Source organism: Paenibacillus ginsengarvi, from assembly GCF_003626695.1.
In the GTDB taxonomy this organism is placed as follows: Bacteria; Bacillota; Bacilli; order Paenibacillales; family NBRC-103111; genus Paenibacillus_AB; species Paenibacillus_AB ginsengarvi.
In genome coordinates this window covers 52,165-73,178 of sequence record NZ_RBAH01000008.1, presented here as the reverse complement: position 1 = coordinate 73,178, position 21,014 = coordinate 52,165, and the positions used below count along the sequence as shown (strand labels likewise).

Annotated in this window: 23 protein-coding genes; 5 read left to right on the top strand and 18 right to left on the bottom strand. The window is 54.6% G+C overall.

The annotated features are described in order from the left end of the window. Positions 1 to 68: 68 nt before the first annotated feature. On the top strand, positions 69 to 770 hold the full coding sequence (locus tag D7M11_RS12960; protein WP_120747651.1) for an aspartate/glutamate racemase family protein: 702 nt from the start codon (positions 69 to 71) through the stop codon (positions 768 to 770). Positions 771 to 834: 64 nt separating this feature from the next. Here the strand turns inward: D7M11_RS12960 and D7M11_RS12955 are convergent, their stop codons facing one another. The 11 genes from D7M11_RS12955 to D7M11_RS12905 all read right to left on the bottom strand — a co-directional run bounded on the left by D7M11_RS12955 (position 835) and on the right by D7M11_RS12905 (position 10,306). Beyond that, positions 835 to 1,506 carry an HAD family hydrolase gene (locus D7M11_RS12955; RefSeq protein ID WP_120747650.1) on the bottom strand — a complete coding sequence of 224 codons (672 nt, stop codon included), beginning with the start codon at positions 1,504 to 1,506 and terminating at the stop codon, positions 835 to 837. 71 nt (positions 1,507 to 1,577) lie between these two features. After that, on the bottom strand, positions 1,578 to 2,426 hold the full coding sequence (locus D7M11_RS12950) for a S1C family serine protease (protein ID WP_120747649.1): 849 nt from the start codon (positions 2,424 to 2,426) through the stop codon (positions 1,578 to 1,580). A 181-nt stretch (positions 2,427 to 2,607) separates the two neighbouring features. Further along, positions 2,608 to 3,582 (bottom strand): FecCD family ABC transporter permease, encoded by a 975-nt coding sequence (locus tag D7M11_RS12945; RefSeq protein WP_120747806.1) that lies wholly within the window; start codon positions 3,580 to 3,582, stop codon positions 2,608 to 2,610. Positions 3,583 to 3,642: 60 nt separating this feature from the next. Beyond that, positions 3,643 to 4,698, bottom strand: a complete 1,056-nt coding sequence (locus tag D7M11_RS12940) for a FecCD family ABC transporter permease (RefSeq protein WP_120747648.1) — start codon at positions 4,696 to 4,698, stop codon at positions 3,643 to 3,645. Positions 4,699 to 4,762: 64 nt separating this feature from the next. Next, positions 4,763 to 6,385, bottom strand: a complete 1,623-nt coding sequence (locus D7M11_RS12935) for an AraC family transcriptional regulator (RefSeq protein ID WP_240041087.1) — start codon at positions 6,383 to 6,385, stop codon at positions 4,763 to 4,765. A gap of 118 nt (positions 6,386 to 6,503) precedes the next feature. Further along, complete coding sequence (locus D7M11_RS12930; RefSeq protein WP_120747647.1) at positions 6,504 to 7,502, bottom strand: ABC transporter substrate-binding protein; 999 nt, start codon at positions 7,500 to 7,502, stop codon at positions 6,504 to 6,506. Between the two features lie 160 nt (positions 7,503 to 7,662). Then, positions 7,663 to 8,223, bottom strand: coding sequence for an AAA family ATPase (locus D7M11_RS12925; RefSeq protein ID WP_120747646.1), 561 nt, complete (start codon positions 8,221 to 8,223; stop codon positions 7,663 to 7,665). Between the two features lie 21 nt (positions 8,224 to 8,244). Then, positions 8,245 to 8,805, bottom strand: a complete 561-nt coding sequence (locus tag D7M11_RS12920; RefSeq protein ID WP_120747645.1) for an AAA family ATPase — start codon at positions 8,803 to 8,805, stop codon at positions 8,245 to 8,247. 22 nt (positions 8,806 to 8,827) lie between these two features. Then, complete coding sequence (locus D7M11_RS12915; protein ID WP_120747804.1) at positions 8,828 to 9,388, bottom strand: AAA family ATPase; 561 nt, start codon at positions 9,386 to 9,388, stop codon at positions 8,828 to 8,830. 178 nt (positions 9,389 to 9,566) lie between these two features. After that, positions 9,567 to 9,779 carry a hypothetical protein gene (locus tag D7M11_RS12910; protein WP_120747644.1) on the bottom strand — a complete coding sequence of 71 codons (213 nt, stop codon included), beginning with the start codon at positions 9,777 to 9,779 and terminating at the stop codon, positions 9,567 to 9,569. A 230-nt stretch (positions 9,780 to 10,009) separates the two neighbouring features. After that, positions 10,010 to 10,306, bottom strand: a complete 297-nt coding sequence (locus D7M11_RS12905; RefSeq protein WP_120747643.1) for a hypothetical protein — start codon at positions 10,304 to 10,306, stop codon at positions 10,010 to 10,012. 149 nt (positions 10,307 to 10,455) lie between these two features. Here D7M11_RS12905 and D7M11_RS36380 point away from each other — a divergent pair, with 149 nt between their 5' ends. Both D7M11_RS36380 and D7M11_RS12900 read left to right on the top strand, forming a co-directional pair. Continuing rightward, positions 10,456 to 10,620 (top strand): hypothetical protein, encoded by a 165-nt coding sequence (locus tag D7M11_RS36380; RefSeq protein WP_158606579.1) that lies wholly within the window; start codon positions 10,456 to 10,458, stop codon positions 10,618 to 10,620. 285 nt (positions 10,621 to 10,905) lie between these two features. After that, positions 10,906 to 12,390, top strand: coding sequence for an Lsa family ABC-F type ribosomal protection protein (locus D7M11_RS12900; protein ID WP_120747642.1), 1,485 nt, complete (start codon positions 10,906 to 10,908; stop codon positions 12,388 to 12,390). Positions 12,391 to 12,562: 172 nt separating this feature from the next. Here the strand turns inward: D7M11_RS12900 and D7M11_RS12895 are convergent, their stop codons facing one another. The 4 genes from D7M11_RS12895 to D7M11_RS12880 form a co-directional block, all read right to left on the bottom strand. Continuing rightward, a complete protein-coding gene (locus tag D7M11_RS12895) occupies positions 12,563 to 13,525 on the bottom strand; it encodes a DUF3895 domain-containing protein (RefSeq protein ID WP_120747641.1) in 963 nt (320 codons plus the stop codon). A gap of 63 nt (positions 13,526 to 13,588) precedes the next feature. Continuing rightward, positions 13,589 to 14,449 carry a tetratricopeptide repeat protein gene (locus D7M11_RS12890; RefSeq protein WP_120747803.1) on the bottom strand — a complete coding sequence of 287 codons (861 nt, stop codon included), beginning with the start codon at positions 14,447 to 14,449 and terminating at the stop codon, positions 13,589 to 13,591. 35 nt (positions 14,450 to 14,484) lie between these two features. Further along, positions 14,485 to 15,441: an ATP-binding protein gene (locus D7M11_RS12885; protein ID WP_120747640.1), complete on the bottom strand. Its 957-nt coding sequence runs from the start codon at positions 15,439 to 15,441 to the stop codon at positions 14,485 to 14,487. Between the two features lie 103 nt (positions 15,442 to 15,544). Then, entirely contained in the window at positions 15,545 to 16,501 is a 957-nt protein-coding gene (locus tag D7M11_RS12880; RefSeq protein WP_120747639.1) for a helix-turn-helix domain-containing protein, read from the bottom strand. Between the two features lie 132 nt (positions 16,502 to 16,633). Between D7M11_RS12880 and D7M11_RS12875 the strand changes: the two genes are divergently transcribed. After that, positions 16,634 to 17,404: a phytanoyl-CoA dioxygenase family protein gene (locus D7M11_RS12875; RefSeq protein ID WP_120747638.1), complete on the top strand. Its 771-nt coding sequence runs from the start codon at positions 16,634 to 16,636 to the stop codon at positions 17,402 to 17,404. 153 nt (positions 17,405 to 17,557) lie between these two features. Continuing rightward, complete coding sequence (locus D7M11_RS12870; RefSeq protein WP_240041086.1) at positions 17,558 to 18,787, top strand: MFS transporter; 1,230 nt, start codon at positions 17,558 to 17,560, stop codon at positions 18,785 to 18,787. A gap of 88 nt (positions 18,788 to 18,875) precedes the next feature. Here D7M11_RS12870 and D7M11_RS12865 read toward each other — a convergent pair whose 3' ends face one another. From D7M11_RS12865 to D7M11_RS12855, 3 genes are read right to left on the bottom strand one after another with little or no spacing between them, the layout of a single operon-like run. Further along, positions 18,876 to 19,526 (bottom strand): DUF2306 domain-containing protein, encoded by a 651-nt coding sequence (locus tag D7M11_RS12865; protein ID WP_120747637.1) that lies wholly within the window; start codon positions 19,524 to 19,526, stop codon positions 18,876 to 18,878. Then, positions 19,519 to 20,184, bottom strand: a complete 666-nt coding sequence (locus tag D7M11_RS12860; RefSeq protein WP_120747636.1) for an NAD(P)-dependent oxidoreductase — start codon at positions 20,182 to 20,184, stop codon at positions 19,519 to 19,521. Before D7M11_RS12860 ends, D7M11_RS12865 begins: the two co-directional genes overlap by 8 nt. Then, positions 20,181 to 21,005: an SGNH/GDSL hydrolase family protein gene (locus tag D7M11_RS12855; protein WP_120747635.1), complete on the bottom strand. Its 825-nt coding sequence runs from the start codon at positions 21,003 to 21,005 to the stop codon at positions 20,181 to 20,183. The genes D7M11_RS12860 and D7M11_RS12855 overlap by 4 nt, the downstream gene beginning before the upstream one ends. Positions 21,006 to 21,014 lie beyond the last annotated feature (9 nt).

The window sequence follows — 21,014 nt, the reverse complement described above, 5'->3', positions numbered from 1 at the left end:
CATTTCTGGCACTTCTAGCAACCAGTATAGCATGGTATGCTTTGGATCAAAAGGGAGTGAAACCGACCATGAAAACAATCGGCTTGATCGGCGGCTTGAGCTGGGAATCGACCGCTTATTATTATAAGTATATCAACGAAGGCGTTAAAGATCGGCTCGGAGGACTGCATTCGGCGAAATGCCTGCTATATTCCTTCGATTTTGCGGAGATCGTAAACCTGCAGCAGACCGGAAGATGGCAGGAAGCTGCGGCGCTTTTGGCGGAAGCGGCCGTTAAGCTTGAGCAGAGCGGCTGCGATGTCATACTCATCTGTACGAACACGATGCATACGGTCGCGGAACAAGTCCAGCGTGCGATCCGCATTCCTCTGCTGCACATTATCGACGTAACGGCGGACGAAGTGAAACGGAAGTCGCTTCGTAAAGTGGGACTGCTCGGCACCCAGTATACGATGGAGCAGCCGTTTTATTTGGAGCGGCTCGAGAAGCTCGGCATCGAAGCGATCGTGCCGGAGGCGGCCGACCGGAAGCGTGTGCACGAAATTATTTTTCACGAATTGTGCCGCGGGGAGCTGAAGCCGTCCTCCAAAGCCGAATATTTGCAAATCATCGATCGTCTTCACGCCCGCGGCGCGGAAGGCATCATTTTGGGCTGTACCGAAATTCCGCTGCTGCTTCAAGACGGAGACGGTCCGCTGCCGCTTTTCGATACGACCTACCTACATTCCAGCGCAGCCGTCGAATATGTGCTGCAAACGGCGAACGTATAATACGTTGTATCCCGGGCGGCTTGACACATACAAAAAAACCGCAGGGAACCATACATCCCTGCGGTCAAGCCGGCAGCAATTCACTCAAACTGGATATAACCTCAACCTCAGCCTGCTCCATAAACGGTTCGTTGCCGCGGTTCAGCCATATGCCGCGCATGCCTGCGTGCTTGGCGGCCAGCGCATCCGTATGCAGCCTATCGCCCACATACATACATTGTTCCGCTCGTTTACCGGCTTTTAGGCAAGCTTCGGCAAAAATCCGCTTATCCGGCTTGGCAATCCCCAGCTCCTCCGATATAGTGATGACCGAAAAATAAGGCCGGAGCCCGAGACGTTCCAGCTTTTGCAGCTGCTGCTCCCGGTTGCCGTTCGTAATGATCCCCATTTCGAAATCTGCGAGGCGAAGCAAACAATCGTTCACATCGGGAAAGCAGCGCCAATGCCGCTCGAACGATTCCAAGTATAGGGCGAACAGCCGGTCTGCCTCTGTGCCCATAACCGTTATCTGGTAATGCGCCAGTAACTCGGTAATCCTCCTTGTCCTTTGCCCTGCAAACGTAAGCTCGCCGCGTAAATACTGCTCGTAAATATGCTCCATCAGCTTCTGGTATACCGCATAAAATGCCTCATCCCTAATATGGCCAAGGCCCGCATGATGCTGCAGCGTCAGGACGCCCTGCTTGTCCGCTTCGTCATGATCGAGCAAAGTTCCGTCCAGATCGAAAAAAATCACTCGTCTCCCCCGCTCCCGCTAGTAATCCATATGTAAAGCCGTACAATGCGCTAGCCGCATTGGCTGACAATCTACTGTGCCAAGCTTACCCCCAGCCTGTCCAGATCAGAGAGAAGGTACCGGATCGGGATCGCAAGCCCCACCTTCATCGTTTCGCCCGATCGCTCGATGGAAGCGGTGGCGAACACGACGGCGACTACTTCTCCCTGCTCGTTAATAACAGGGCTTCCGCTGTTCCCTTTATAGATTGGGGCTTCAATCGCGATAATAGGAATATCCATCGAGTCTATCGGCATCTCTCCGACAATTGTCCCGGCGTTCGCCACTCGGTCGAACATCAGCGGATTGCCGATGATGTATACGCTGTCTCCCGACTGAGCGCTGCCTGCCCGGTTCAGCGGAAGCGCATGTAACGCGGCATCGCCGGGATCGATGCGAAGCAAGGCCAGATCGGCGGACGGATTGCTGGACACCACTTCCGCCGGATAGCTTTTCCCTTTCGGAAAGCTGACGAACAGGCTGCTTTTTCCTTCGATCACATGATAGTTCGTCACGATATATCCGCCCGAAGAGACGACAAAACCGGTGCCCTTCCCGCCCTTCGATCCGACGACGGCTACGGCCTGCTTGTACCCCGAAACCTGGTCGCTACGCGAAAGCTCTCTGGAAACGGAGAGAAACCGTATCGCCTGCATATTGTACAGCATCGGCCAAAACGAGAGTACATTCGCCAGTAAAACGGCTGCAAGCAGAACGGCCAGTATTTTCTTCAGCCTTTTCCTCGCTCGCGCTTTTTTCTCGAAGTAGGCTTGGTCCTCCTCTTCATCCGCATCGCTCCACAGGGGAGGCTCCTGCTCGTCCCACGGCTGCTCCCGTCTCGCGCGCTCCTCCTCGAATTTCTCTTCCTCGCGGTCGCTCATCTGCGCCTCCTATACGATCGTATTTCGGCGTTCGGCCGGGAGTCCGAACCGGTACCGTCCATCCATCCATCCTATAATCGTACACCAATTTAAACGGCTTCGCGACCATTTCCTTTCGCTGCTCCGGAAATGCCGAGAGCTCCTCCCAGAGAACAGGGAAGAGCTTGGTTCTATCAACGAGTTAGGCTTTCGAGCGAGCCAGCAAATATAAAAAGTACGGGGCGCCGATAACCGCCACCACGATACCTGTCGGAATTTCCGACGGCTGAAGCACGGACCGGCCGATCGTATCGGCTATTATCAACAGAAACGAGCCGGTCAGAGCGGATGCGGGCAGCAGCAATTGGTGCTTGGTGCCGACAAGACGGCGGGCCAGATGCGGGCCGATCAAGCCTACGAAGCCGATGCCACCGCTGACGGCCACGGCCGGACCGGCCAGACCGACCGCCACGGCGAGCAGCAGAAAGCGATCCTTCCCTACCGATGCGCCGAGACCGGTCGCCGTCTGATCGCCAAGATTCAGAGCGTTCAGCACATTGGCTTTGTAGCAGGCGTACGGGATCAGCACAACGACCCACGGAAGCAGGGCGAGCACGAACTTCCAGTTCGCCCCCCATATGCTGCCCGCAAGCCAGGTCGCCATAAACTGGTATTTGTTCGGGTCCAGCCGCAAGGTGAGAACGATCATTGCGGCGCTAATCCCGGCCGCCACGGCAATCCCGCTGAGCACCAGTCTTGTAGGCTGTATGCCTTCATGCCGTTTGTTCGCGAGCGAATAGATGAGCATCGCCGTTAGTCCCGCTCCAAGCAAGGCAAGCAGCGGAAGCGCATATACCGGAGCGGCAGCCGTCGTCGGGAAAAAGGAAATGAAGAGCATGACCATCAGACCCGCTCCGGCGTTAATGCCGAGAATGCCCGGGTCGGCCAGCGCGTTGCGGGATATCCCCTGCAAAATGCATCCCGATACGGCCAGCGCGGCGCCGACGAGCACCGAAATCACAATACGCGGCAGCCGGAATTGATACAAAATAAGCGATTGCTTGCTCGTCCCCATGCCGAAAAACGTTTGGATAACCTCGATCGGGGACATGCGGATAAAGCCTGTATTCATACTGATGATGAATGCTGTAACAATCAGCGCGACTAGCACAATCATAGCCAGTATGCCGCGATTTCTTCTGCGCCGGAGGGCGGCTAACACAGGAGCTGCTTCCACTTATAGCGACCTCCTTTCCTTGCGGGTCAAGTACAGGAAGAACGGGACCCCGATCAAAGAAATGAGCGCCCCGATCGGCGTTTCGAACGGCGGATTGATCATCCGTGCCGCCAGATCGGCAAAAACGACGAGCAAACTGCCCAGAATGGCCGAGCAAGGAATGATCCAGCGGTAATCGACTCCAACCAAATAACGGGTTACATGTGGAATAATAAGCCCGACGAAGCCTACGGCCCCTACAACCGAAACGGAGGCTCCAGCCAGTATGAGTACAAGCAGGGTGCCAAGCAGACGGATCAGACGAGTACGCTGGCCAAGACCGGCCGCAACATCTTCGCCAAGGCTAAGCAGGGTGACGGAACGGGAAAGCATCATCGCTCCGGCTAAAGCGGCGAGTACCCACGGAAAGATGCTCTTGATCTGCAGCCACTTGATTCCTGCCGTGCCGCCTGCATACCAGAACGCCAAATCTTGTCCGATGCGAAAATACAGCGCAACCCCCTCGCTGAGTGCGGATAACAAAGCGCTGACGGCGGCCCCGGCGAGCACGAGCCGAACCGGCGTTAATCCTCCCTTGGCGAGCAAGCCGATACCGAATACAAGACCGGCCCCCAGGCCGGCGCCGACAAAGGAGTACAAAATGAGCGCCATAAACGAAAGCCCGGGAAAAAAAGCAAAACATAAAGCCATGACGAAACCGGCCCCGGCATTCAAGCCGAGCAGGCCCGAGTCGGCCATCGGATTGCGGGTCATCCCCTGCATCAGCGCGCCTGCTACCGCAAAGCTGGCTCCGACCATAGCGCCGCCGAGCACCCGTGGCAGCCGAAGCTCCTGAATAATCTGATGCTGGGTCAGGTCCGGATTAAAGCGAAAAATCGCCTCCCACACGGTTGAAAAAGCGATATCCGCGGCGCCGAACGAGACGGAAAGCCCGATGGCGATAAAAAGCAGGAGGATGCCGCCGAATAAAATGCCCGTAGCGGCAAGCGGTCGTGTCCGCAGTTTAGGCAGCGGCGGGGCTGCTAGCGTATTTGCGTCTTTCGGTATAGCCGACATAGTCGTTCTCCTTCGGGAGCAATTTGGTAGGTTCTTCTCTTTCTTTTTGCTGCGAAACTGCGCCCTAGGCCAGCACTCGAAGCACATCGTCGATTTTTTTGCTGTGAGACATAATTCCATAGTTCATCCATGTCAAAAAATCGACTTCATACACACGCCCGTTCCGAGCGGCGGGCAGCGCCTGCCACTCCGGAGAGGCGAACAGTCCTCTTTCTTCTTCCTCGTAAGCGGAATGCCGCTTGTCGAAGGTGATAAACAAGTGATCGGCATCAAGCTTCGCGAGCCCTTCCAGCTTAACGTACGCTTTTCTCGCGCCTCCGGTCAGCTGCCGGATGAGCGGATGAGGAGTAAGGCCCAGATCCTTGTACAGTACAGGACCGGTATACCCCTGTTCCGCACCGGCATAAAGGCTGATGCCGAGCGCCGAAACGCGCAGACAGGCCACGGTTTCCCGGCGAACAGAACGGCCGAGAACGCGGCGGGCTTCATCCGCCTTACTTTCATACCGTTCGATAATACCGGGCACTTGTCTTTCTTTTCCGAGCAGGTCCGCCACTATACGCAGTGTGGAACGCCAATCCTCTCCCGGATGCGGCAGGTTGTACGTAGGGGCGAGACTTCTCCAGCTATCCGAAGCCAGCCATCGCTCTATGCCTCCGTCCATAATGATGAAGTCGGGCCGGAGTCTGGACAGCGCTTCGATATCCGCCGCTTCGATATCGAACGCCGGGACGTGCTGAAGTCCCAAGTAATCCTGTTTGCCCCATACGGTATGGAAGCACTGTGACACAGGCGTAATCCCGAGCGCCACGAGGAAATCCTCGAGAAACGGAGCGAACACGCGGATGCCGTCGCGGTGGCTGCGCCGGTATTGTCCCGGCGAGATACCGACCGTTTGTTTAAAGCGGCGGCTGAAGTAATACTCGTTGCTGAAGCCGACATACTGCGCGATCTCGAACAGGCGGTCATCCGTTTTTTCCAAAAGCTGCTTGGCCCGGTCCATACGCACTCCGTTTAAGTAGTCGAGCGGAATGAGACCGGTAATATTTTTGAACATCCGCGTATAATGGCCTCTTGTAATATTCGCCATCGCCGCAAGCCTATTAACCGTCCACACCTCCCGATAACGGTCGCGCAGCTGCTTGATCGACTGCTCCACGGCCTTACGGGTGCTCGCTCCTTCCTCCGCCGGGCGATTTTGCTGAAACAGAAAACGCAGCAGCTCCTGAAAAAACACATGGCCATCGAATGCCGCCATCTCGTCGGGCGATGAATGGAGCCGCATAATCGCTTCGACGTAATCGATGCACTGGGAGAACGGCTGGCAGTTCAACTCCAGCGGACACTGATATGTACCGGCAAACGCGGTAGCGAAATGGTCCCGAACCGCGCCTTCCTCGCCCCAGACCGTAAAAGCCAGCTCATAATAGCTTAAACCGGACTGCCAGGACATGATCCGGGCTGCCCCTTCCGGCGAAAGCAGGACGCTTTTGCCTTTTTCCAGATGGGAGATGAAACCCTCCGCCTCCAGCTCCACCTTGCCGCTCCCGGCCGTAACGATCACGATTTTGTAGCGGCCATCCGGTTCATACTCGTCCTGCCAAAAGGCGCAGTGTTGGCTATGATTTATACGGTTCAGCACATAAACCCGGATCGGACGAGTCTGCTCCGACGAAATCTCGTTCATCTCCATCTTCCTTTAGTGAGAATAGTTATCATTATCATTACCTATTATAAACAAAAGCAAAAAGCTCATCAACTATAGCTGAAGAGCTTTTATGCCGAAATGGACTAAAATCGCGGATTTATTTAACAAACCACTTCAAGAGATCGTCCATTTTCATCATATTGGCGGTGATCGCTCCCGACTGCCAGTACGTCCGGTCAGCCACGTATACGTTGCCCTTTTTGACCGCGGGGAGCGATTTCCACAGCGGAGTTTCCAGTACCTTCAGCGCTTCCTGGTTTTCTTTGGACGTCCATGTGCCGCTCGATGGGAAAATAATAATATGCTCGGCGTTAAGCTCGGGAATTTTCTCTTCCGAGAGGATCGCCTGAAACTCCTTCATATCTCTTGCAAACGGGTGCGGAGTAAGCCCCATTTCCTTGTAAATGTTTCCGGTGTACCGGTTCTCGATGCCGAATAACGCGAGCGTTTTGTCTGCGATATTGAGTCTTAAGACGGCTACGGTTTGTCCGACGACCGAACGGGTCAGCTTCTCTTTTACATCGGCAACTTTTTTCGCATACAACGCGATCACTTCATCGCCTTTGTTTTTCAGGTTCACAACATCGGCGATCGTTTTCAAAATTTCCTCGGGATTTTGCAAAATGGCTTCCGGCAGCCGGTACGTAGGCGCAATTTTGGAATACTGCTCATACTTCGCCTTGTCGACCGAACCGTCGACGATAATCAGCTCCGGATTCGCCTGAATGAGCGCTTCCAGACTGCCGGTAATATCGAAGTTCGGCACGTTCAGGCCGAGGTAGTCTTGTTTGCCCCAATTCGGATGATACCACTGAACGATGGGTGTGACGCCCAGCGCAACCAGATAATCCTCCACGTAAACGCCCGCAATCCGCTTCGGATTGGCCGGAATGTCCACCTCGCCGAACTCGTCCTTCACCTTTCTCGTTTTCGCCGCTTCGCTTTCTTTTCCGTTCGCGGCAGTATTTCCTTTGCCTGATGCGTTCGTTTGCGCCTTGTCCGCTTGTCCTTCCTGCGAACTGCAGCCGGCTAAGTTCAGTACGACAGCCAGCGCAACGATAGCCCCTATAAACAACTTGCGATAAGACCCTGCCATTTTATATCCACTCCTAAGAACAATGTAAGAGGCAGCGAACAAGAACCACAAAAATGATTCTCATTCTCAATTGCCCAGAATGAATTGTACCTTCCGGGTCTGCTTCCTTCAATACACATTCTCAGTCGTTTTTTTATACAAACTTGATCGGGTCCCCCGTTTAAAGAGCGAATGCGGCTTTGATCGTGGCCGCAACTTGCCCCGGCGCGATGTGCGTATTGTCGATGCGTATATAAAACTCGGCGGCTAGTTCCCCTTCCCTGGAGTTTTGCCGCTTGTTCTCGGCCGAATTCAGCAAGTCCCGCTCGGAACGCTCTACATTTCGCTTGGTCGGCTTATGTTCGAGCCGGTTTGGACTTTTGTTCCTCTCAAGTCTTGCTTCCAGCGTCGACTCCAGCTCCACAAAGATCACCGCCGCGCCTTTCGACTCGAATATTTGGCGGACGGAATCGATATAATCCCAATCGCTCTGCTGATTGAAAGCCCATGTATACGTAAAAATGAGGCCAGCCATATCGCTGTTTGCCACTTCTTCGAATATATGCTGCCGAAACAAACGCACCAGCCGTTTGCCGACAGGAGTGCCGTAGCTAAAAAAAGGTGATACGAGATCGATCGTCATATGATTGTGAAACAGCTTCAGGTCTGTTATTTTTGCGAGTTCTTGACCGACCGTCATTTTGCCGACGGCTTGCGGTCCGAATATAATGACCAGCTTCATGGCTCAATCGCCCCCTTTCTCCTATAACTGGAATCGAGCTTTGATCAAATGCGCAACCGCTTCGGGAGTAAGCTCCGTATTGTCGATGCGGATATAATGCTCCTTCTTAATTTCACCGGGAAACGAGTTCAGCCGATGCTTCTGCATCGCGTTCAGCAAATCCTTCTCGGAGTGTTCTACATGCCGCTTGCTCGGCTTATGCTCGAGCCGGTTCGGGCTTTTGTTCCGCTCGAGTCTTTCTTCCAGCGTCGACTCCAGCTCCACAAAAGCGACGGTTCCACCTTTGGATTCGAATATATGGCTGATCTTGTCGATAAAATCCCATTTTCCTTGATAATCCAGCGCCCATACATAGGTAAAGATAAGTCCCGCCAAGTCGCTTTTGGCTACTTCTTCGAATATTTCTTGACGGAACAAGCTGACGAGCCGTTTGCCGGGCGCTGAGTCATAGCTGAAGAAGTTAGAGACGAGATCGATCGTCATATGATTGTGGAACAGCTTCAGGTCCGTTATTTTTGCGAGTTCTTGCCCGACCGTCATTTTTCCGACGGCTTGCGGACCGAATAGGATGACCAGCTTCATGGCTCAATCTTGCCCCCATCTGCTACAACTGGAATCGAGCTTTGATCAAATGCGCAACCGCCTCGGGAGAAAGCTCCGTATTATCGATACGGATGTAATGTTCTTTCTGAAATTCACCCGGAAACGAGTTTAGCCGATGCTTCTGCATCGTGTTCAGCAGATCCTGCTCGGAGTGCTCTATATTCCGCTTGGTCGGTTTATGTTCGAGCCGATTAGGGCTCTTGTTCCGCTCGAGCCTTTCCTCTAGCGTTGACTCCAACTCCACAAAAGCGACCGTTCCGCCTTTGGATTCGAATATTTGGCTGATCTTGTCGATATAGCTCCAATCCCCTTGATGATCGAGCGCCCACACGAAAGTAAAAATGAGTCCTGCCAAGTCGCTCTTGGCTACCTCCTCGAATATTTCTTGACGGAATAAGCCCACCAGCCGTTTGCCCGGAGCTGAACCGTAGCTAAAGAAGTTAGAGACGAGATCGATCGTCATATGATTGTGAAACAGCTTCAAATCCGTTATTTTGGCCAGCTCTTGACCAACCGTCATTTTACCGACGGCTTGCGGCCCGAATATAATGACCAGCTTCATCGCCTGATCGCCCCCCATCTATAATTTTCCATATTATACATGCTATCGTAGTGACATGCCACACAAATATCGCTGACGGCACGGCAGTGTGCACGAACGAGGTCGCTTGCGGATACCGCCACGGTAAAACAGAAAAGCCGACGGCTCCTTCACCATCGGCTGGACAAGTTTTATTCGTTTAACGCTCCGCTCTTCGCGCCTTGTTTCTCGCAACGACTCTTCTCGTCGTAACGCCTTTCGCTCCTTGAGTACTCCCTACCGGCTCAAGCAGAAGCTCGATCAGAGACCCGGGAGCCGCCTTCGCAGCCGCCGCGTTTCTATCCGCCAAAACGTTCGATGCTTCCTCCGCTTGCTTCTGAAGCGATTCAACGACCTGATACAATAAACCCACCGATCCCGCCTCCTTAAGAAATGAGTGTTATGTTTCCCTGCTCCTATGTATGTCACTTGAAGAAATGGCTTACTCGTAATCTCTTCCGACAGCTTACCGAAAGAGCTTTACACATTCAGTTTAATTGATAATGATTCTCAATGTCAACTAAATGATTTTAATCGCATATAACATAGACCGCCAACTTCGATCGTTAGCGGCCCATCTCACAGCTATTCGAATACGCCGCCCTACAAAGGCATTAGGTCCCGATCAAGCGCCCTTCCCTTGCAGCTAGGACATACGCCAATGACGGAGCCGTTCTCATCCGCATAAAAAGTGAGCCGCTTTACCGTCTTGCGGCAGTAGCTGCATTTTGCCGCGCGCTGCTTCGTTTCCGGAGCCTCGGCTGCCGCACGCTTCCGCTTGCGGTGCTCCTCCATACTCGTTACGTTTCCCCGAACCGTCCGTTTTTTCCCGCGCCGCCGGTAAACGGCGACAGCAAAAAGCAGCAACAAAAGTGCGGCGGACGATATCCCGTATATCATTCGCCTTCCTCCTCCCCGCTTCCGTTCTTATACCCATTATAAAGGTTGTTGAACCTCTATGTAACCGTTCTTAGGTTTAGACTCAGGAATAATTTCGGCAAGGAGAGGAAGGCTACATAGGGTCGTTCCATTAATAAGGAGGTGCCATCATGGCCAAAAATAATAACAAAGCAACGAAAGCGGAAGTTCAATCCTACGAGTTGAACAAGCTGCCGGTGCCGGGAGAGTTCGAAACCGAATTTTCCGCGGAAGAGGCGGCGGAAGTTTTCGAACAGAACGAAGCCGCTTCCCGTTCCTCCCATAACGAGGAATAAGCTTGGGGTTGCAATGATCAGAAGTATGTGGTAGAATTTCGCTCATACTTAGTGATGGGGGATGAAGAGGATAATGTAATATTTCTTGCGGACGGTTAAAGAATAAGCAGTTGATGGTTTATTCTTTATCGGCAAGAAAGTTACCTTATTCTTTTCACTCAAAATTAGTGTATTCATCCCCTGTATCGGGCTGGATTTGTCATTTTTTTTGAGCTGTGAGAAAGGTAATCTTTCTTGCGGCTCTATTTTTTTTACCAAAAATGATTCGCCCGGGAGGAATGCCCTATGTCACTCATCAAAGTAACGAACCTTACCTTCGCCTATGACGATAGCTATGACTCTATATTCGAGAACGTTAGCTTTCAAATCGATACGGACTGGAAGCTCGGCTTTACGGGCCGTAACGGCCGCGGCAAAACGACGTTCTTAAACCTGCTGCTCGGCAAATACGAGTATAGCGGAACGATCACGGCCAGCGTCGGCTTCGAATACTTCCCTTTCCCTGTTCAGAACAAGGAGAACAATACGCTTGACGTGGTCATGGACATCTGTCCGGACTGCGAGCATTGGCAGCTAATGCGCGAGCTGTCGCTGCTGAAGGTGTCCGAGGACGTGCTCTACCGTCCCTTCGAATCGATGTCGAACGGGGAGCAAACGAAGGTGCTGCTGGCCGCCCTCTTCTTGAAAGAAAACATGTTTCTGCTGATCGACGAGCCTACCAACCATCTGGACCTTCATGCCCGGAAGCTGGTCAGCCACTATTTGCGCAGCAAAAACGGCTATATTCTGGTGTCGCACGACCGGGCGTTTCTTGATAACTGTGTCGACCACATCCTGTCGATCAACCGGACGAATATCGAGATCCAGAAGGGCAACTTTTCCGACTGGTGGGAGAACAAGCAGCGGCAGGACAATCTGGAGCTGGCCGAGAACGAGAAGCTGAGGAAAGACATCAAGCGTCTGTCCGAAGCGGCAAACCGTACGAGCCACTGGTCGGACGAAGTGGAAAAGACGAAAAACGGCACCCGCAACTCCGGCTCCAAAGTCGATAAAGGGTATGTCGGCCACAAAGCCGCGAAAATGATGAAGCGATCGAAATCGATCGAACAGCGGCAGCTATCCGCCGCGGAGGAAAAATCCCAACTGCTCAAAAACGTCGAAAGCTCGGAAAGTCTCAAAATATCGCAGCTGACTTATCATAAGCAGCAATTGGTCGAGCTGGATCGCATATCGATTCATTATGGCGATAAGCAGGTTTGCCGCGATGTCAGCTTTACGATCGAGCAAGGGGACCGCATCGCCCTTTCCGGGCCGAACGGCTCCGGCAAGTCCAGCCTGCTGAAGCTCATCTGCGGCGAAACGATTGCTTATACCGGCACGCTTCGAGCCGGAAGCCAGCTGAAAATTTCATACGTTTCGCAAGATACGTCCCATTTGAAGGGGGATTTGTCCGACTTCGCCAGAAGCAGCGGAATCGACGAAAGCCTGTTCAAATCGATATTGCGAAAGCTGGATTTTTCGCGCCTGCAATTTGAGAAAGATATCGCTTCGTTCAGCGGCGGTCAGAAAAAGAAAGTGCTGATTGCCAAAAGCTTGTGCGAGCGGGTGCATCTGCACGTATGGGACGAGCCGCTCAACTTCATCGACGTCATCTCCCGGATGCAGCTCGAGGACCTGCTGCTGGAGCACTCGCCGACGATCCTGTTCGTGGAGCACGACAGCGAGTTTTGCAACCATATCGCTACGAAAACCGTCGAACTGAACGTCTGACCGCTCCACCTACAAACAGCGACTGCTGGCGGAAAACAAAAGCGGCATCGCCTTTTTTACAAAAGATTATGCCACCCACGCAACTGTGTAAACGAGCAACAGGCCGACGAGTAATTCGTCGGCCTACTATGCTCTCTCGGCTGTTACTGCTTCTGCCCCACGTATGGATGCTTTACTTGTCAGAGCCGCACCACTCGTAAAGGCGGTCGTTTTGCTCGACGGAGATCAATCTGCATTGCTCGCTTGGGATGAACGATTCGATATACCAGCATACGTCCACAACGATTTTCGGTGTACCTGTAATAAACCGGCTGTCGCTCGTTTTCCCGTGTTTGATGAGCAGCTCGGCTATAATTTTCGAGCTTTGTACGCCGTCTCGCAGATAACCGAGAATGGCGCGTTTCGTTTCTTCCGACAGCCCGTCTCCGAAAACAGCCGCTGGATCAGGAGTCGGTTCCATTTCCGGTTCAGGCTCGAGGAAGGAAAACAGATCCGGCTCCTCTTGCGGGACCAGCTTCACATTCGGCACAACCGGCCGGGATTCGATATACGTCTGTCTCCGCACTCTCGCGTAATCGTTCAGCAGCGTTTTGATGCGGGCTATTTGCCGCTCCAGCAGCGGCAGCCCCAGATCGATGTGGCGCTGAATGTCGACCGGCAGCGTCAGATGCTCGAACGGCGGCAGCGGCTCTTTCCGAATCGACCAGCCGGCATCGATCTTGAGCAATATTTCGTCCAGCTCCAGATCGATTTGGGAAAAACCGCTGCGAATGTCCGCTACCGTCTTCGCATCGATGCCGGTATGCAGCTCCAGATGGTCGATGCCGAACTTGTGCTCGGCCCCCGTCTGTTTATTGATGACGTGATATTGATGCCGCAAACTTCTGCCGCATTCGCATTTCAGCTCGGGCGTTACATGGCCGGCATCCGTATAACCGACGAGCACCCACGAATCGATCAATTGCTCGATATCCTCAAACGTCGCCGTCTCCGGCACGCGCTCGCCTTTTTGTTTCGCGATCGCATTGGCAAATACGGTACGCTTGCCTCGCTTCATCTCTTCCTTCAAATAACGGACTTGATCCTCGGCGAGCAAGCCTAAAATCTCGTCCCGTTGTTCTTCCGATAACTTCAAGCATTCTTCCTCCTTAACGCAGCAATGTCCCCGCTCCCGTAAGCGCCGCTCTTATTTCGGGGCTCACCGCCTTCGTCTCCAGCCGAACACGCGCACGTGCACGATCGCCTTCGTTACCCAATGCGCCGTAATGTATAAAAAGATAAAAACGATCAGAAGCGGCTTGAACACAATCCACAGGACGAGCCAGGAAACGAGAACCTGCCACGGCTTCATCCTGCGCAGCTGCTTGTTAGGCCATAAAAAAACGCGGTACAAGCGATGGTTTTGCTGGAGCGCCTCCAGATACTCGTTCTGGAACTGCTTGTCTTCGGGATTGCCTCTTACCGCCTCCCGCATATACGTCTCTTTTTTGGGGTAATCGCCGCGCTGCCCGGCCGCCCACGCCAAATACAGCAGCACCATCGGAGACTCGGCATCGTACCGGACGGCCTCGCGGTCCAGCCGATCCGATTCCTCCATATGGCCGAGCAGCGCCTCGACATAACTCATCGTCGCCAAATAAAGCGGCGCCTCCGGATTCAGCTCCAGCGCGTACTGCAGCTGCTCCCTCGATTCCTTGAACTTCCCTTTCTGGTTCAGCTTGTTCGCCTTCAAAAAATAATAATACGATTCGTACGGATCGATCCGCATCGCTTCCTGCAGCACTTCGTAGAACAGCTTCTCATTTCCGGACTCGTAATGGGCGACGACCCGCACAAACCAGGCCAGCTCCTGCTCCGGATCGCGGGCAAGCGCTTCGCCTGCCCAATGCAGCGCCTTCTCGTTATCGTCCGTCAAGGAATAGATCCGCGCGATCAGCGCAAACAATGCCGGATCGTCCGGCTCCCGGCGCAGCTGCTCCTGCGCCTCGGTCAAAGCCTCCTTGTACCGTTTCCACTCGATGAGCTGCTGAATGGCGGCATACGGGGACTGTACCGTCATTGGCTCCAAATGCGATTCCCTCCGTTTCCGCTACCCTACTTGATCCCATGCTTCTTCGTGTAGTCCAGTACAATCTGGTAGTCGCGGTTTACGTCGCTGAAGGTGGCATAATTTTTCGCCGTAGCAAACCAGTCCAACGTCGTCGCTTTTCTGGCTTTGACCGCCTTCTTCAGATCGTCCTGCGTAATCGGCTGAATCTCGCCCGTCTCGAACGTGCGCTCCATCGCCGATTCGACCGCATCCTGCACGACTTGCCCGAGATCGGCGCCGGAAAAAAACTTCGTTTCCGCGGCGATTTTCGTCAGCTGGAGCGAATCCGCCGGCTTGCCCGCCAGCTTTAATTCCAAAATCGTGCGGCGTTCTTCCTCCTCTGGAGGCGGCACGAACACAAGATGATTAAACCTCCCCGGCCTGCGCAGCGCGGAGTCCAAATACCACGGCGTATTGGTCGCGCCGATGACGAACACATTGTCGTTCTGGGCTTGCAGGCCGTCCAGCTCCAGCAACAGCTGATTCACGAGCATCCGGTCGTGATGCTGCCGCATCTGGTGACGGCTGCCGCCCATCGCATCCAGCTCGTCGATAAAGATGACGCACGGCTTGTTATCCCGCGCCTTTTGGAAGAAGTCGTGCAGGTTGTGCTCGCTTTGCCCGACATACATCGAAAGAATGGCTTGCAGCTCGATATGCATGAAGTTCGCGTCGATCTCACCCGCTACCGCGCGCGCCAGAAACGTTTTGCCGCATCCCGGCGGCCCGAAGAGCAGCAGACTGCCTCCCGCCTCTTTGCCGTACGCCTTGAACACCTCCGGCTGCTGCAGGGGAAGAATGAAGTTCAGCCTTATCTTTTTCTTGACGTCCTCCAGTCCGCCTACATCGGCGAACGTTTCCTTGGGCTTTTCCGACTCGACCAGGGATTGATCGTCTTTATTAAACTGGATCAGCTTCATATTTTTGCGCCGCCGCTGCGCGAGCTCGTCATGATCGGACATTAGCTTCCTCTCCTTTATGTATTTCATAGTATTAAGTTTACCATATTTCGCTAGACTCGTCGTTTTGTTGTGGTAAAGCGGCACCGACAACTAGGTAAATCCTCTATATGAGCATTTGGCTGCTCCCGTACCGCTCTTCTGCCGGAAGCCGCGCGTCCGGTTCGGATATCGACCTCCGGTAGGCCGCCGGAGACCAGCCCGTCGCCTGCCGGAATATGCGCGTGAAATAATGGACGGTACCGAAGCCCGTTTTCTCGGCGATGTCCTTGATCGGCAGCCCGCTTTTCCGCAATAGTTCGGATGCGCTCCGAATCCGTTCCCGGCGGATGAACTCCCCTATCGTCATCTGCAGCTCGCGCCTGAATACACGGGACAAATGGCGTTCGGATATGTGCAGGTAACGTGCTACTTGCCCTGTAAGATGCGACTCGGCCAAATTATCTTTCATATACATCCGGGCCTGATCCAGCATGATCGAAACCGGCTTGACGGGGTCCGCGCTCCCGCGCTGCAACCGATCCGCGGCGAACAGAGAAGGGAATGTCAGCAGAAGCGAATAAGCGACCTGTTGCAGCAGCTCCGCCGACTTTTCCCAGAGCAGCCCGGACGAGGAAAGCTGGAGCAGAGCCAGCCACAAGTTCGCCGCCGGCGTCCCCGCCGCTTGCCGAATCAAGGGAGGCCCTTCCTCCCGGAGCAGTTCGAACATGGCGCCCGCCTCCGGCGGCAACCGGTCCGGCTCCGCCTGGAAAGCGATATAAAGCAGGTACAGCTCGCGATCCGGATCCGGGACGATCTGATGATACACCTCCGGCCGCGAGCAAAAGGCGATACCGGGCTCGATTCGGAACCGCTCGTCCTTCTCCCGGTATGTTCCTCCGCCCCGCGTGCACAAGCATATTTCATAGAAGGAATGCTTATGGTACGGGTTAGCCTTAAGCCCCGGCGTCGCTCCCCAGTATTTGATCTCGTACGTTCCTTGCGCTCCGGATAACGGCTGAACAACGGCCGCATTGAGCGCAGCGGCGGCTTCCTTCCACCTTGCCGCTTCCAGTTGCTCCATTCGGCTCCCTCCCCTCTCACGAAACGTTGTCTGTATCAGACAAAAGAATGTCAGATTTCCATAAAGACGCTAATTCGAAGCGTTCCTATAATTATGGTGTATAGCGCTGCTTCTCACAAGGAGGAAACGAAGATGATTTCGCAGTCGGACATTGATTTTTACAAGGAAAACGGCTATTTGCTGGCAAAAGGGGTATTTACGGAAGCGGAAGTGGAGGATATGCGCGAAGCGGTCGATGCGATCATCCGTCGGGCAGCCGGGTCCAAATACGACAAAAACCATGTATGGCAGGGGGACTACCTCGGAGACGAGGATGTGCGCAAGCTCGTGCTGAAAGGGTTCCATGACGTGCATTATCATCATGCCGCCTTCACACGGGCGGCTATTCACCCGCGCATGGCGGATATTGTTCGCGGACTGATCGGTCCGAACGTCATGCTGCATCACTCCAAGATGCTGGTCAAGCCCCCGGAGAAAGGCGCCGCCTTCCCGCTGCATCAGGACTATCCGTACTTCCCTCACGCCAACCATACGATGACGGCGGCAAGCGTCTATTTGGACGACGCCACCGAGGAAAACGGCGCGATCGGCGTCATTCCCGGCTCGCACAAGCTCGGACCGCTGCCCCATGTCGGCAGGCACTATCTGGATCATCGCGAATATCCGATCTCTAGGGCGACCATATGCTGTGCCGAAAAAGGCGACGTGTTGTTCTTCAACTATTTGACCGTCCACGGTTCGAATGCAAACCGAAGCCCGCGTCCGAGGCGCAACGTATTGTTTCAGTACCGCGATCCGTTGGACCCGCCGACGGTCGATACGCATGTCGACTGGGGCATGGGTCTGATGATCACCGGCGAAAACGCGGACTACTTCGATTTCAGAGTCAGAATGAATAAGTAAAATATTGCATTGGAGGAGGCGGTCGGGTACCGCTTCTTTTTTTGCACATCTTATTCAATGTTTCTATCAAGCTCATAACAATCGTTTATCGGAATGCGAGGCCGTCAGGTGGTATGATAGAAAGGAACTTAACCAGCCAAGGAAGTGCATGATGTGGCCTCATTTTCATGGAAACGCAATTTATTCGTCTTATGGATCGGAACGTTTCTCGTCAGTATGGCGTATTCGGTCTCGATCCCGTTCATGTCGATTTTCCTCGAGAACGATCTGGGCGTCACCAGCCATCTGGAAGCCTGGACAGGCGTCGTGTTCGCGCTGACGTTCCTGTCCGGAGCGCTGATCGCACCTTTCTGGGGCTCGATGGCCGACAAATACGGACGCAAGCCAATGATGCTTCGCGCCGGCATCTGTTTATCCGCCTGTTACTTCTTGTATTATATCGTCAGCGGACCGTACGAGCTGATCGCTGCCCGTATTCTGGAAGGACTGCTCGCCGGATATATTCCATCCGCGATCGCGCTGATCGCGACGAACACTCCGGAGAAGCATATGGGCTATGCGCTCGGCGTCATCTCCACGTCCAGTGCCGCCGCTTCGATTATCGGACCGCTCATCGGCGGAGTCGTCAGTCATCTGGTCGGCCCGCGCGATACGTTCGCTCTTGCGGGCACCATGGTATTTATCGCGTTCCTCATCTGTTTGTTCTGGGTCAAGGAACCATCGTTCCGCAAAACGTCGGCCAAACGCTCGTCAATCGTGCAGGATTTGAAGGTGGCCGCCTCCAACCGCAGCCTGATGATCGCCTTCGGCGTCGTGTTCGCAACGACGTCCTCGGTCATGGTGCTGGAGCCGCTGCTGACGATTTATGTGAAGAAGCTCGGTTCGGACCCATCCAACGACTCGCTGTATGCCGGCATGATCTTCTCCTCGGTCGGCATCGCCACGCTGATCGCTGCCCCATGGTGGGGAAAGCGCGGAACGAAGCTCGGCTACGAAAAGGTGCTGTTCATCGGTCTGCTCGGCGGCGGCATCGGCAACATCCTGCAATTGTTTTTCCACAGCCTGATCGGCTTCGGCGCGCTGCGCTTCGGGTACGGGCTGTTTTTTGCGGCGGTGTATCCCGCGCTGAACGCCTTCATCGCGGAGCGGACCGACCCGGCCTTCCGCAGCCGGGCGTTCGGCTTGAATCAGTCGTCGAATCAGATGGGTCTGATGCTCGGACCGCTGGTCGGTGGATTCGCCGCGACGCAGGTGCCGATCCCCGTCGTATTCGTTTGTACCGGGGCCGCCCTGCTGGTGATCGCGCTGCTGCTCAAGCTCCCGAAGTTCTCTATCGCGCAGCGGCCGGCCGTTTCGCCGGAGAAGAGCGTAGCCGAGTCGTAAGGCATTTCATGTGCCTGCCGTTTGTCGGCGGGTGCCAAAGCAAAAAGGCCTCGATCTCCATGTACCGCTGGAAATCGAGGTCTTTGCTCTATGAACGGTTATGCGGGCTTAGTAGGACCCATTCCGCAATCACGACATTCACGACCAGCCCAATCCAAATATTGATCTCGAGAACAGGCTCCAGCACCGCTGCAATGCCTCCGCCCGGCTGAAGCCCGTGTCCTGCCAAGTAAATCAGAATGCATAGCGGGGTAAGAAGACGTGCGCTTGCCGCGACAAGTGTCAGGGCGTAATTCCGGATCATCCATTTTTTGTGCTCGACGAATCGTCCTAGCCTCGCCTTGCGATAGCCGTTCCAGCCGGTAAACAGCCACAGAAGAGCGAGCGTAAGAAAAGCCATTTGCCTGACATAGCTCTCTGTCAACATACCAACCGTCAGACCGGTTATCCCCCCGATCGCAACGAGTCCCAAGTATGCCCGTCCCGCCCATCTGTGGATATCCGGCCGACGGTTTCTCAGGCCGGGAACAAACTGCACCCAGCCGATAAGCAGCGCGAGGAAGGAAGACCATATATGAACAAGCAGCAGCGGAAAGTGGAGCGGGAACGATTCTCTCGGCTCAATGCGGCTTAGCCCCGGGTCGGCAGCTATATACGGAGCGACGGCAAAAACGGCCGCAGCCGACGTAATCGCAGCGATCGCGCCCCAAATCACCTGGACATACCGATTTTTACTCATACGTTCTCGCCCGCTTGTCGTTCGTCTTCGATATCTCCACGATTTGTCCGTAAGCTGCCCGGTCCGCAATCGATCGTATCATGTAATCCGCCAGGTCGGCGCGCGATATCCCTTCGGCACCGGGCAAAGGCTTGCCGATCGCCGTTCGGTACGCCTTCGTTCGCGGCCCGTTCGTCAGCCGCGGAGGGCGTATGACAGTCCAGTTGATGCCGGAGGAAGTGCGGATTGCCGCCTCCATTCGCGCCATATCGGCATAGGCGTGTTTATACATCCGCTGAATGACGAGCCGGATCACCATTCGCTGAAGCAGCGGCGTATCCGAAGCAATGTCCAGTCCTGCCGAAGAGAGACAGATGAGGCGAAGTACACCTGCCGACTGCATCGCTTCCATAATCGATGAAGTTCCTTCCGAGTAAACCGTTGTCGGATTTTTGTGTGAAACGCCAAGCGCGGATAACACCGCGTCCTTTCCGTGCAACGCCTGTCTGAACGTAGCCGGTAGGAGAACGTCGCCCCGGATCACCTCCAGCGCTCCGGGCCGAACATCGAAATTTTCAGGCTTACGGACGACGGCGGTGACTTCATGACCTTGCTCCAAAGCTTGAACGACTGCCTGCCTTCCAGTACCGCCGGAAGCTCCAAAGACGATCAGCTTCATTTCGCAAGTTCCTCAACAAGTACGGTCACGATGTATCGATGCCCTTCCAGAGTAGGATGTACGCCGTCCGGACCAAGAAGTATATCGGCGCCTGGCGACAGGAAGCCGTCTTGCGTATCCGCTACCGGGTCCGGCAGCTCGCGAATGATGTCGCCCGCACGGCGTATATCCTCGTTGCGCCAAGCGAGCCCGGCGGCCTTGAAAGGAGGGTAATCTGCCGCGCGCTGCTCGTCGATAGACGACGGCGTGAGCCATACCAGACGGGCATTCGTCCGCGCTGCGGCCAACTGACGGATAGCCGCCATATTGCGGGCCGTCTCGCCCGGGCTAACCTGCGTGATGCCGGAATCCGGTCCGATTCGCATCGCATCGTTGCCGCCGATCATGCAGAATAGCCAGTCCGGCTCCTTTGCGGCGATGCCGCTCATTCGGCCTAATACTTGCGAAGTCGTAAAGCCCGATACGCCTTCGTTCACAAAGCGGATTTCATCCTCCGGCCTTCTCAGCTGAACCAGATGGCGGAGCAGCTCAAACCAGGACAACAAGTCGTCCGTTGTACTCTCGCCGATGGCTACGACCGTCTGCCCCGGGCGAAACGGAAGGCGATCCACCTTTGCGGCAAAGTCCGGCTGCTCCAGCATGTCCGCAGCCGCATCTCGGACCGTCTCAGATAGCTGCCGCTGAATCGACCGGTACGTTTCCGTATCGATGCCGTATATGGCGGCGATCGTCGGTTCGTTCATATGGCGCGCAAAGGGCAGCAGTTTCGCCGGATGTTGAGTTTGCACCAGCTTCACCCACGGTGCGTTATTAGGTTCCATAACTGTTAT